Here is a 12,856-nt window from a genome sequence, read left to right as displayed (position 1 = left end):
GCAGCCTACGCCGACGTCTTGCGGCGGGCGGTAACAGCGAGAACCACTCCGACCACACCGACGACGAGTCCACCGATACCGAGCACACGTGCAACCACATCATCGGATGCTCCGCTCGCGTCATGCTCGCCGGCTACCTCGGTCTCATCCGCGGCCTCGGCCTCATCGCCGTGACCATGGGCATCCGCCACTGCAGCGCTCACCGCGATCGCCGGAGCCGGGTGGTCCGGCTCAGAACCGTCGGCCTTGGCCGACTCATTCCACAGGGTCTCGCCCACCTCGCAACTCTGCAGGAGCGGGAACTCCAGGGTCGTACCGGCGGCGTCGGCCGGCAGCTGCAGACTGAGCGCAAACGTATCGCGCAGGCCGTCGGCGAGCGGGGTCTTGGCGGTGTAAACGATCTGGCCGATACGAGTGGTGATCGAGTTACCGTGTCCGTCTTCGATTGGCTTCGCACGTTCGACTGCAACCTTGCTGACATCCCAGCCCTGGTTGACGGTGGGTGTGACGCTCGCGATGCTCTCGGGGATGTCGATGGCGATTGCCGTGGTGGCCGAGCCGTCGCATCCGTGCGGCAGCGCGAAGGTGAGCACCGTATACGAACCGGCCGAGGCCGACGACGGGTCGATCGACACGTGCGCGCTGGCCGAGAGCGGTACGGCGACGGCGAGCAGGGCGCCGGCGGCGAGGGCGGACGAGGCGATAACTGTCTTGGTGAGTTTCATGAGATTCCTTGCGTGGGGTGCACCGAGGCCGACCGAATGCGGCAGCGCGCAGGCCGAGCCTGGACGCGAATGGGTGCGAGAGAAGAGTGGGGTCTGACTGCGTGAGGTGCCCGACGATGTGCGTCAGGTCGCGCTGAGCACGGGTGGCCCCCGGTGCCGCATCGCGGAGAGCACGATCGTGAGGTCACGCGGAGTCACGATGCTAGCCGTCGATGCGACTCTGCGACGAATGGCAGGCACTGCGACACCGGAATAGACTCCCGCGAGGGCTCCGAACAGTGAACGGATGCCGAGGCGCACACTTGAAAACAGGCTCTCCAATGCGGCCGCACCGTGGCGCAACGCCACGACCGTGACGACCGCGGCGAGAGCATGGGCGATCCACATTCCCGTCGAGTCATGCGCGCCGGCATGCGCGAGCGGGCCGGACGCGCTTTCGCCGAGTGCACTGATAATGCCGATCGGACCGTGCTGATGCAGGCCCAGAACCGGATTGGTCGCGGGGGCATCGGCGAGCACGAGCGCCCCGCCGGGCGCACCGAACGAGAACAGTCCATGAAAGATCAGCTGGCTGATGAATACCGAGACGGTCACCCGCCAGAGCGAGAGTGTGCGACCAGAGAGCCCGATGCAGACGATTCCGGCGAAGGCGAGTGACAACACCACGGCAAGCGGGGCGGGTGCCCCGCCACCAGCAACGGTGTGCGAGAGCGCGGCGACGAAGGTGGAGAATCCGGCAACGACCCATCCGCGGGCGATGCGCGCCCAGCGTGTGGCCATAGTGATCTCCTGCCCGGTCTCGTTCTACTCTATCCGAGCCTGGGGTGGGCCCGAATTCGGTGGGCCGCATCCATCGTCTGCTGTCGGGACGACACGATACCCCACGTCGCACACGCGCTCATGGTCCGAATCAGCGGACACGACAGGGCCACGATCGCCCGGAACAGGAACAGGAGTCCTGGACTCATCGCAGTGCCAGCCTCGTAAGCTGAGATTCTTATGCTGACCGCAGCCTTGGGTCTCTCCGGAGCCCTCATTTTTGGTTCCGCTGACTTTCTCGGCGGGCTCGCTGCCCAGCGCATCAGCGCGATTCTGGCCACCGCGCTCTCCGCGGCGGGCGGACTGCTCCTACTGCTTATCGCGCTCCCCCTGACCGGCGGGGCCTGGTCGCCGGCGGCTGTGCTCTGGGCCGGGCTCTCGGGTATCACCGGTGCCCTGGCCATCTCGCTGCTCTACGCCTGCCTCGCAATCGGGCCGATGAGCATCCTGTCGCCCTTGACCGCCGTTGTCTCGGCCATTGTTCCCATGACGGTTGGGCTCATCGGGGGCGATCGATTCGCGCCCATCGGTTATGGGGCGCTCGGGCTGGCCCTCATCGCGGTCGTACTGGTGGGTTTTGTGCCGGAGAAGGGTGCCGTGCGTCCCACGCCCCGAGCGATCCTGATGGCCACCACCTCAGGTGCGATGATCGGCACCTTCATAATTCTGATCGATCAGACCCCGACCGACAGCGGCGTGGTTCCCCTGGTCATCAACCGTGTCGTTACAGCGACGATCATGTTCAGCGTCGTCGGGATACGTGCTCTTGTCACGGCGCGAACGAGAGCTCATCGGCGTGAGAGCGTCTCATGGGGGGCGTCTGGCGCAAAGAATGCACGAACGGATGCCCCAACAGAATTGGCCGCGCACGCTGAACTCGATCGTCGAAACCGTTCCCTCGGACTGCGTCTCGCTCTGGCCTGTGGCGCCGTGGATGCGACGGCGAACATTCTGCTGTTGCTCGGCATCCGGTCAGGCGATCTCAGCGTCATGAGCGTTCTCATCGCGCTCTACCCGGCCGGCACCATCCTGCTTGCTGCCGTGGTGCTGCGGGAGCGCATCGCCCCGGTGCAGTGGCTTGGCCTCGTTCTGGCGCTCGTGGCCGCCGGCGGGCTGGCGCTCGCCTCGTAACCGAAAACCAAAAACCAAAACGAAAACCGCGGGGCGCCTTTCGGCGCCCCGCGGTACATGTGTCACACGCTCTCTCTGCCCCAAACCCGAATTGGGGCAGGAAGTGCGTGGGTATGTCGCATAACGACACACCTGCAACACTCTGAGCGTAGAGGGCGCGCCCTGAAACACGCCAGCAACACGCGGAAAATTTCTGGTGGATTTTTGACTCTACACCGGGCATTTTCATGAAACACGCAGACCTTGTCACCCAAACAGGGCACCCACTTTTTAAGGGGTGCCCTGTTTGGCTGTGACGCTTTAAAGGCTTGCGAGGGCCACAACTGCTGCGTCGCCCGGACGAGCCGTTGCGTAGCTGGCGTCGATCTCGGCGCGACCGAGCAGCTCGTCCATGCGGCGCTGGCGCTGCTTCGGAATGAGCGTGACAACGGTACCGGTCTTGCCCGCGCGGCCGGTGCGGCCGGCACGGTGCAGGTAGGTCTTGTACTCGTCGGGGGCATCAGCCTGAATGACCAGGTCGATGTCGTCGACGTGGATGCCGCGAGCCGCGACATCCGTTGCCACCAACACGTTGACGCGACCACTGGTGAGCAGCGCGAGGTTCCGCGTGCGGCGCGACTGGTTCAGGTCACCGTGCAGGCTGGTAGCCCGGATGCCGGCGTCTTCGAGCTGGTCGGCGAGCTGCTCAGCGTAGGCACGGGTGCGGCTGAAGATCAGCGTCTTGCCCTTGCGGTCAGCGAGCTGCTCGATGATGGCGCTCTTGTCGCGGTGCTCGACGACCAGAACCTGGTGGTCGATGGTCGAGGACGCCTGGTCTTCACCGGCAACCTCGTGCACTGACGGGTTGGTGAGGTACTGGTTGACCAGCGTGGCCACACCCTTGTCGAGGGTTGCCGAGAAGAGGAGCTTCTGGCCGCCCTTTTTGGTGCGATCCAGGATGCGCTGCACAGGCTCGAGGAAGCCCAGGTCGCACATGTGGTCGGCCTCGTCGAGCACCGTGATGCTGATCTGGCTGAGGTCGAGCTTGCCCTGATCGATGAGGTCTTCGATGCGACCCGGGGTGCCGATGATGATGTCGACGCCGCGGTGCAGGGCGCTCACCTGGTGGTACTGCGGCACTCCGCCGTAGATCTGGGTCGTGAAGAGGCCGACGCTCCGGGCGATCGGCTGCACGGTGCGGTCGATCTGCAGCGCGAGCTCACGGGTCGGGGCGAGGATCAGTGCGCGGGGCTTGCGGCCCTGCTGGCGGTTCTTTCCACCGTCGTTCTCCATCAGCTTCTCAACGAGAGGAGCACCGAAAGCAATGGTCTTGCCGGAGCCGGTACGGCCGCGGCCGAGCACGTCGCGACCGGCGAGCACGTCGGGGATGGTTGCGGCCTGGATCGGGAACGGGCTGGCTGCACCGAGCAGTCCGAGCTCGCGCACGATGTTGCCACCGAGGCCGAGCTCGGCAAAGGTGACGCCGACGACATCGGAGGCCGTGGTGGCCTGGGCTTCGAGACGTTCCAGGACCACGTCTTCCTCGGCCGTGAAGCGGGGCTTATCGTCGCGGCTCGGGTAGAACTTGCTGTCGCCGCTGCTGCTCATGCTGGGACGATCGCTGGTGAACTCGCGACGCGGGGCGCGGTCGTTGTTGTAGGCGGGACGCTCGGTGCGGGCACCGCGGTCGCCACGGTCGCTGCCGTAGGACGGGCGGTCGCTGCGCTCGGTGCGAGCCGGACGGTCACCGTACGACGGACGGTCACTACTGGTGCGAGCCGGACGGTCATTGTTGTAAGCCGGACGGTCAGTGCGCGGGGCACGGTCACCGTACGACGGACGGTCGTTGTTGTAGGCGGGACGCTCGGTGCGGGCACCGCGGTCGCCACGGTCGCTGCCGTAAGACGGGCGGGCGCTGCGCTCGGTGCGAGCCGGACGGTCACCGTACGACGGACGGTCACTACTGGTGCGAGCCGGACGGTCATTGTTGTAAGCCGGACGGTCAGTGCGCGGGGCACGGTCACCGTACGACGGACGGTCGTTGTTGTACGCGGGACGCTCACCACGGGCCGGACGGTCATTGTTGTAAGCCGGACGGTCAGTGCGCGGGGCACGGTCACCGTACGACGGACGGTCGTTGTTGTACGCGGGACGCTCACCACGGGCCGGACGGTCACCGTAGGAGGGCCGGTCGCTGCCGTAGGACGGGCGGTCGGTTCGGGCCGGCCGGTCGCCATACGAGGGACGCTCGCCGCGTGCCGGACGGTCGTTGTTGTACGCGGGACGATCGGTACGCGGGGCACGGTCGTTATACGAGGGACGCTCGGTGCGGCCACCGGATGCGGGGCGCTCTGAGCGGTCATTGCCGTAGGCCGGGCGATCGCCGGCGGGGCGACTGGTCGAACGAGCGGCACGCTCGTCGGCGTTCCAACGCTGCTTCTTGGGCGCACCCTCGTCAGCACGGAATCCGCGGTGACCGGGGCTCTTGCTGCCCGTCTTGGGTCCACCCTTGCGGGGACCACCTGTGTAGTTCGGATCGAAATTCTTGGGGGCGCGGCCAGCGGCCGGCTTCTTATTCTGAGCCATAGCGGTGTTTCTGGGTTGTGTTGAGTACATGGCAAACGACGCCGAGATACGGCGCAACCTGAGAACCCGGGCAGTCAATGGCCGGGACCGTTTCACATACAGTGATTATCACCAGCGGATTACTGGTAAACCGGCCCACCTGACTTACAAACCCATCCGCACACACAATAACGCGCGGTGTCAAGAGCCGACTTGTCTACGCTACCGGATGCTGCCTGAGAAATCACCGTGGATCGCTATGCGAATGTCAGTCGCGGCGGTGGGTGTCGGTGCGGTGGCGGTTGGCGTCACGCCAGGTGCGGCTCGGATCGATCCAGGCCGGGGCCTTCACGCGGGGCCGACCGTTGACCATGAGGATCTCCCAGCCGGAGGTTTCGATGGTGTGATGATGTCGCCAACACAGCGCCACACCATTGTCGACCTCGGTGACGCCGCCTTTGCTCCAGGGGATCACGTGATGAAACTCGAGCCACTGTGTGGGGGCGTCGCAGCCGGGAACGCCGCAGCCGCCGTCGCGGGCGAGGATCGCCCGGCGTTGGGCACGGTTGAACAGTCGTTGCGGATCGGTCAGGGTGAGAACCTCACCGTTCTGACCGAACAGAACCGTTTGGGTGCCTCCGGCACACATCATCTGATCCACCGTGCGAAGCGAGATGGGGGCGTCGACGCCGTCGATCCAGCCGACACCGCGCCCGGCTTCAATATCGTTCACGTTCACATGCACCACCACGGTCGGCGGTGCACCACCAATGCTGGGAGTGTTATCGGCCTGGGCCAGCTGGGTGAACATGCCGCGCAGAATATCGGCCCGCTTCTCACCGGCCGTGCGGGTGTCGACGTCATCGAACTCATGCCCGGCCGACCCGGGAAGAGGCACCTCAGCTGAGGCTGCACCCTGGCCGTGGTCGTCATGGTCATGGTCGTGGAGGTGCTCGTCGTATACGTCGTGTCCGTCGGGACCGTCGTGACCGTCGTGACCGTCGTGAGAATCGAGCTCGGCTTGGTCGTCGCGTGCCTGGTCGCGGGCCTGGTCGCGGGCTTGTTCGGCGGCGGTGGGGAACGCGGGGGTTTTGCGGGCGGCAATGAACGCGTCGAAGGTGAGGTTCATGATTCCGTACAGATCGGGAGTCACCCCGCCCCGCACCGGGTAGATTCCGTCTTTGAAGCGGCCGAAACTGATCGTGCTCGTCGCCTCACCCTCGACCTCATTCGGTGCCACCCCGTCGGGGTCCAGCGCCGCCTGCCACTGCAACATCTGCACCCGCATCGAGTCCGCCGAGAATGCGAAGCCCGCGCCCGGCTCACCCTCATTCTCGGCCGTGATCGTGCCCGTCGCCGCAGACACCAACGCGCGTTCCGCAGCCGCAAGATCATCGGGGGCAACACGCGGGGAGATCTCGGCCAGACCGGACATGATCACCTCCGCCGCATCCACCCCCAGCAAGCCCGAAGCGACCGCGGCACCGACCGTGGGGAACAGTGCGGGGATGATCGTGCCGACGTGCTGCGTGTCCCGCATTCGCAGACCGAGCGCGCTACGGCGTTTCGCTTCACGGCCGGAAATGCGGGTGACCCGGGTGATCAGGTCGATGCCACTCGTGCAGCCCCGCTTCGCCGCCAGGGAGTCACGGCCAAGCCACCGGCCGGAGCGTTCCTCGACCGTCGCCGCCACAACCACCCGGCCGGCATCGACGAGCCGGCCGACGCCTTCGAACGCACCGAGCACACCGAGTAGGTCGTCGTCAGTGAACGCCTCGGGGCTGACGGTGCCGAGAACCGCCAGAGAAGAGCGGGCCTGTTCGACCGCCGCCAGCACCATGGCCGCGGTCGGTGCCGACGCACCCGAGGCGGGTGTCGGCTCCGGGGCGGAGACGGGGGGTGGGGAGGTGATTGACATAGCTCTATTCTCCCAAAGAACGAACATAATTACGAGCTTTTCTCAGTATTGGTGCATAACTTCTCGAAGCTATATCTGTGGAGGGATCGAGAACTAGTAGCCGGTCGAGATCCCGGCCAAGGCCTCGAGGGTGGCTCACAGGATCTCGACAGGCTCGATCAGCGGGGCGGGCTCGATCAACGGTGTGGGCTCGATCAACGGAAGGGTGCGAAGTCAACTGCCGACCGTGGGTCGAGCTTGTCGAGACCTCGGTCCCCCAGTTTCGAGGTTGGCTGACGGGATCTCGACACGCTCGATGAGCGGAAGGGACCGAGCGACGAGAGGGGTGCGGGTCGGTCGCCGAAGCGTCGGTCGACCTTGTCGAGACCTCGCGCCGCGTCTCGAGGTTGGCTCACGGGATCTCGACGAGCTCGATCAGCGGGAGGGGGTCGATCAACGGGAGGGGGTCGAGCGACGAGAGGGGGTCGAGCGACGAGAGGGGTGCAGGTCGATCACCGAACCGTCGGTCGAGCGTGTCGAGACCACGCGCCGCGTCTCGAGGTGGGCTTACGGGATCTCGACGAGCTCGATCAACGGAAGCGTGCGGACTCGATCGCCGAAGCGTCGGTCGAGCGTGTCGAGACCACGCGCCGCGTCTCGAGGTGGGCTCACGGGATCTCGACAGGCTCGATCAACGGGAGGGGGGTCGATCAACGGGAGGGGGCTCGATCAACGGGAGGGGGTCGATCAACGGGAGGGGGTCGATCAACGGAGGGGGGTCGATCGGCGGGAGGGGAATCCGCCTCGCGTTGACCACAACAGTGCAGCATCGGGACCGATTCGCCACGCAGCCCCCCGCCCCCTATCCTCGATTCACCCGCACTGTTGCGAACCCTGGAGCGAATGTGTCTTCTCGACGTCGATCTGTTGGATACGGCTTTCGCCGCATCCGGCCTCTGGCGATCATCGGCGCGATCAGTCTTGCTCTTGCCAGCACGGCCCTACTTTCTGGATTTCAGGCCGAACCGGCCGATTGGCTGAGCGACAGTTCTTCCCCGACGGTGAGTGAACGCGTGACACCAGAGTTCGTGGGCATCCGTACTTTCTCGCCGCCACGCAAGATCACCGTCGTGCCCAATATTGCTTTTGCGCCTGGCATCACTGAGCCGGATGGCACGCCCCTGGCCCTCGACGTCTGCCTGCCGCCCGGCACGGACGGCGTGCAAAACACGCCCGGAACGGACGGCGTGCACGACACTGACAACGACGCCGCACTCCCCGCTCTGCGACCCGCCGTCGTCTCGATTCATGGCGGGAGCTGGTCTCGCGGCGACAAGGCCAATAGCGACTGGCGTCAGGTGTGCGTGTGGTTGGCCTCCGAGGGGTTCGTCGCCGTGTCGGTGAACTACCGCCTCGCCCCCGCAGACCCGTTCCCGGCCGCGATCGACGACGTGAGCCGTGCGGTCAGCTGGCTCCGGGAACCGGCGAATGCTGAACGATTCAACATCGACCCCGAGCGCATCGGCGCTTTCGGCGGTTCAGCCGGCGGCAACCTCGCGGCTCTGCTCGGCGCACGCGGAACCGGATCGCTCACCGAGGGGTCACGAGTGGCCGCAGTCGTGGTTCTTTCTGCACCGCTTGACCTGAGGGAGTCCGTGATCGCCGCCGGTGAAACACAGGCGATGCTGCCGGAGACCGGTTCCCCGTTCGCTCAGACACCGGGTGTGACCCCGGCCGGAGACCTGCGACGCATCACCCTGCGCTACCTCGGCTGCCAGACTCTCGGCGACTGCCCCGCAGCAGCGGAAGCCTCGGCGCCCGGCGCACTCGATTCCAGTGATCCACCGTTCTTCATCGCGAATTCACGCGCCGAGTTCACCCCGCTCGTGCAGGCCCAGCTGGTGTCCGCGGCGCTCCGCCGGGAAGGCGTCGCCCACGAGTTCGTCGAGGTACCGGGCGCGCTGCACTCGATCGGTATCCTCGACGCAGACGTGCGGATGCGCGTGGCCGCATTCCTGCACGACACCCTCGGCGACTAGGCTCCTCCCCGCATCCGTCTGGGATCGCAGACACGAGCAGGCGCGGAGCGCTGGTCTGAGCTCCTCGAGTGGTGTCGAATCGAAGCATGACTTTCACCGCAGCATCCGCAAGCGCAGAACCCGCAAGCGCAGCACCCGTCACCGTGGGCACCGGCCCCGTCAGCTTCGTCGACGTCGTCGCCGTGGCTCGTCACGACGCCCCGATTTCGCTCGACCCCGGCGCCCTCGCCGGCGTTGCCGCGACCCGCCAGATCATCGACGGCCTCGCCAACGACGTTGATCCTCATTATGGAATCTCCACCGGATTCGGCGCCCTGGCGACCACCTTCATCACGACCGACCGTCGCGCCCAGTTGCAGGCCAGCCTGGTGCGCTCGCACGCCGCGGGCAGCGGCGCCGAGGTCGAGCGCGAAGTCGTGCGCGCGCTCATGCTGCTGCGCCTGTCGACCCTGATGACCGGTCGCACCGGCGTGCGCCCGGTGACTGCTGAGACCTACGCAGCCGTGCTCAACGCGGGCATCACCCCTATCGTGCGCGAATTCGGTTCGCTCGGCTGTTCGGGAGACCTCGCCCCGCTCGCGCACTGTGCCCTGGCGATCATGGGCGAGGGCGAGGTGCGGGATGCCGCCGGCACCGCGATGAACGCGGCTGAGGCTCTGGCTGCGGCCGGCATCACCCCCGTGGTTCTGGCCGAGAAGGAAGGGCTCGCGCTCATCAACGGCACCGATGGGATGCTCGGCATGCTCGTGCTTGCCCTCGACGACCTCGCCACCCTGCTCGCAACCGCAGACATCGCCGCCGCGATGAGCGTCGAGGCACTCCTCGGCACCAATGCGGTCTTCGCCGACGACCTGCAGGCGCTGCGCCCGCAGCTCGGCCAGGCCGACAGCGCCTCGAATCTGCGCGCGCTCCTGATCGATTCCCCCCTCGTCGCCAGTCATGCCGGCCCCGAAGACACCACCGTGCAGGACGCCTACTCGCTGCGCTGCTCGCCGCAGGTGCACGGTGCTGCCCGCGACACCGCCGGCCATGCCGCACTCATTGCGGGTCGGGAGCTTTCGAGTGCGGTCGACAACCCAGTCGTCACGCTCGACGGCCGCGTCGAATCCAACGGGAACTTCCACGGCGCGCCTGTCGCCTACGTGCTCGACTTCCTGGCCATTGCGACAGCGGACGTCGCGAGCATGAGCGAGCGTCGCACCGACCGGCACCTCGATGTGTCGCGTAACAAGGGACTGCCGCCGTTCCTGGCGCACGAGGTCGGCGTCGATTCCGGACTCATGATCGCGCAGTACACGGCTGCCGGGATTGTGTCAGAGATGAAGCGGCTGGCGGTGCCGGCATCCGTCGATTCGATTCCGTCGTCGGCCATGCAGGAAGACCACGTGTCGATGGGCTGGTCTGCGGCTCGCAAGCTGCGCAGGTCGATCGACGGACTCGGCCGGGTTCTCGCGATTGAGATCATGACCGCAGCGCGCTCGCTGGACCTGCGAGCTCCGCTCGTACCGGGCCCGGCAACGGGGGCCGTGCGCGACCTCGTGCGCACCGTGGCTGACGGCCCCGGCCATGACCGCTTTCTCTCGCCCGAGATCGAGGGTGTTGTCGGCCTGGTGCAGACCGGTTCGGTGAAGCAGGCTGCGGTGTCGGTGGTCGGCCCGCTGCTCTAGCGCAGTTCCGTCAGAGCGGTGGGTCGGCGAAGATCGTGACCTCGGCCACCGGCACCGATAGCCACACCGCCAGGCCGGTCCGCAGCCCGAGTTCGGCGACACGGGCGGCGGAGAGTTCGGCCGCAACACCCGAATCGTCGACGGTCCGCACTCGGATGCCGCCCGAGGATGGTTCGAGCGCCGAGATGATGGCGCTCCATCGGTTCAGCAGATCGTCGACTACCGGTTCGGCGAATCCCACGCTGACGGCCACGCTGACGGAGACGGAGACGGCCGACGGTGGGAAGACGGCCGACGCCGGCCCCGGTCCCTGCCACACAGCGGCGTGACCAGCGCGCCCGGCGTGACCTCGCAGGATCCGTCCGTCAGGCAACCGAATACCGTCGAAACCAGCATCGAAACCAGCGTCGCCCGCGACCCTGACTCGGGTCCCGCGCACCAGGTTGAGACCCGCCAGCGCGGCAATAAACTGAGTGCGCGGCGCCCCGAGCACCTGCGCCGTCGGCCCCTCGTCGATGATGCGCCCGTCGTGCAGGATGGCGGCCCGATCGGCGAGCACGAGGGCGTCGAGCACATCGTGGGTGACGATAATCGCCGGTGTGCCGCTGCGCGTGAGTTGCTCCCGCAGGAGCTGGCGAATCGCGACGGCGTTCTGCACGTCCAACGCCGCCATCGGCTCATCCAAAAGAAGCACTCGGGGTCGGGCGGCCAGTGCGCGAGCGATCGCCACCCGTTGCTGCTGGCCGCCGGAGAGCTGCGCAGGCTTTCGGTCCTCGAAGCCTGAAAGCCCGACCGCGTCGAGCCAACCGCGTGCGTCGGACAGCGCCGAGCGGCGGCTCATGCCCTGCGCCTGCTGCCCGAATGCAACGTTGTCCACCGCGCTGAGGTGTGGAAAGAGAAGCGGCTCCTGCCCGAGCAGACCGATGCCCCGCCGCGCAGGCGGAACGCAGAGACTCGCTCTCTCGGTACGGCTGGTCATCAGGCGGCCCGACACGGTGACCGCTCCGGATTCCGGAACAAGGAGGCCAGCCACTGCTGCCAAGAGGGTCGTTTTGCCCGAGCCGTTCGGGCCGAGCACGGCCAGCACCTCGCCCGCGGCCACCCGCACCGCGGCGTTCAGAATGAAGTCGCCCCGTCTGACCCTCAGGCGGGCGTCGAGCACGGTGTTCATTTCGGCTCCGCGCGCTGAACGCGCGGAATGCGCAGAACCAGCAGGATCACGATCGCCACCGCAACCAGCAGCAGTGAGAGGGCAATTGCCGAATCCTGGCTCACCCCGGCGCCGTTGAATGCGGTGTATATCGCAAGCGGCATGGTGCGCGTGGCGCCCGCCGCGTTGCCGGCGAACAGCGCGGTCGCGCCGAACTCACCCAGCGCCCGGGCAAAACAAAGCACGGTGCCGGCGACCAGGCCCGGCCACACCAGTGGCAGCGTGATGCGCCGGAACACCGTCCAGCGGCTCGCGCCGAGGGTCGCCGCCACGGACTCGAACCGGGTACCGGTGCTGCGAAGCGCGCCCTCCACGGCGATCACCAGAAACGGCAGCGCCACGAAAGACTGTGCGATCACGACGGCGGCGGTGGTGAACGGGATTCGCACACCCCACGCCACGTCCAGATACTGTCCGACCACGCCGTTGCGCCCGAGCAAGTAAAGCAGGGCGATGCCGCCCACCATGGGCGGCAAGACCAAGGGCAGGGTCGTCACAGCCCGGAGCAGTCCGGCCACCCGCGGCCGACTGCGCGCGATGACGAGGGCCAGCGGAACTCCCACGATCACACAGATGATGGTCGCGGCCGCGCCCGTACGCAGCGACAGCAGCAGGGCATCGACGGCATCCGCAGACGTGATGGCGGCCGGCACCGTCGCCCAGTCAACCCGGAGGAGCAGGCCGAGGATCGGCAGCGTCAACAGCGCCAGCCCGATGAGGGCCGGCAGGTACAGCAGGCGCGGGACGGTACCCGCCCGGCGCGTGTCAGCCCAGCGCGTATCAGCCCGATTCCCAGGCCGGAGATCCGGCCCGGTTCGACTCCG

General features: G+C 66.9%; 9 protein-coding genes. 3 read left to right on the top strand and 6 right to left on the bottom strand.

All coding sequences use genetic code 11. The annotated features are described in order from the left end of the window. Window positions 1-5: 5 nt before the first annotated feature. Window positions 6-725: a YcnI family copper-binding membrane protein gene (locus HNR05_RS15740; protein WP_179579993.1), complete on the bottom strand. Its 720-nt coding sequence runs from the start codon at window positions 723-725 to the stop codon at window positions 6-8. 123 nt (window positions 726-848) lie between these two features. Then, the gene (locus HNR05_RS15735; protein WP_179579992.1) at window positions 849-1,505 is read right to left on the bottom strand and encodes a hypothetical protein; all 657 of its coding nucleotides are present in this window, start codon (window positions 1,503-1,505) and stop codon (window positions 849-851) included. Between the two features lie 219 nt (window positions 1,506-1,724). On the opposite strand from HNR05_RS15735, the gene HNR05_RS15730 reads away from it, so the two are divergent. Next, window positions 1,725-2,675: an EamA family transporter gene (locus HNR05_RS15730; protein ID WP_179579991.1), complete on the top strand. Its 951-nt coding sequence runs from the start codon at window positions 1,725-1,727 to the stop codon at window positions 2,673-2,675. Between the two features lie 300 nt (window positions 2,676-2,975). Here the strand turns inward: HNR05_RS15730 and HNR05_RS15725 are convergent, their stop codons facing one another. Both HNR05_RS15725 and HNR05_RS15720 read right to left on the bottom strand, forming a co-directional pair. Beyond that, window positions 2,976-5,240, bottom strand: coding sequence for a DEAD/DEAH box helicase (locus tag HNR05_RS15725; RefSeq protein WP_179579990.1), 2,265 nt, complete (start codon window positions 5,238-5,240; stop codon window positions 2,976-2,978). Window positions 5,241-5,487: 247 nt separating this feature from the next. Next, a complete protein-coding gene (locus tag HNR05_RS15720; RefSeq protein WP_179579989.1) occupies window positions 5,488-7,137 on the bottom strand; it encodes an HNH endonuclease signature motif containing protein in 1,650 nt (549 codons plus the stop codon). Window positions 7,138-8,021: 884 nt separating this feature from the next. Here HNR05_RS15720 and HNR05_RS15715 point away from each other — a divergent pair. Both HNR05_RS15715 and hutH read left to right on the top strand, forming a co-directional pair. After that, window positions 8,022-9,155 carry an alpha/beta hydrolase fold domain-containing protein gene (locus tag HNR05_RS15715; RefSeq protein ID WP_179579988.1) on the top strand — a complete coding sequence of 378 codons (1,134 nt, stop codon included), beginning with the start codon at window positions 8,022-8,024 and terminating at the stop codon, window positions 9,153-9,155. A gap of 86 nt (window positions 9,156-9,241) precedes the next feature. Next, window positions 9,242-10,822, top strand: coding sequence for a histidine ammonia-lyase (gene hutH / locus HNR05_RS15710; RefSeq protein WP_179579987.1), 1,581 nt, complete (start codon window positions 9,242-9,244; stop codon window positions 10,820-10,822). Between the two features lie 10 nt (window positions 10,823-10,832). Here the strand turns inward: hutH and HNR05_RS15705 are convergent, their stop codons facing one another. After that, on the bottom strand, window positions 10,833-11,993 hold the full coding sequence (locus HNR05_RS15705; RefSeq protein ID WP_179579986.1) for an ABC transporter ATP-binding protein: 1,161 nt from the start codon (window positions 11,991-11,993) through the stop codon (window positions 10,833-10,835). After that, window positions 11,990-12,733: an ABC transporter permease gene (locus HNR05_RS15700; RefSeq protein ID WP_425485093.1), complete on the bottom strand. Its 744-nt coding sequence runs from the start codon at window positions 12,731-12,733 to the stop codon at window positions 11,990-11,992. Before HNR05_RS15700 ends, HNR05_RS15705 begins: the two co-directional genes overlap by 4 nt. Window positions 12,734-12,856 lie beyond the last annotated feature (123 nt).

The sequence above is a fragment of the Leifsonia psychrotolerans genome (genome assembly GCF_013410665.1).
Classification (GTDB): domain Bacteria; phylum Actinomycetota; class Actinomycetes; order Actinomycetales; family Microbacteriaceae; genus Cryobacterium; species Cryobacterium psychrotolerans_A.
The sequence above is the reverse complement of the archived record's forward strand: the minus strand, read 5'-3'. Positions and strand labels throughout refer to the sequence as shown.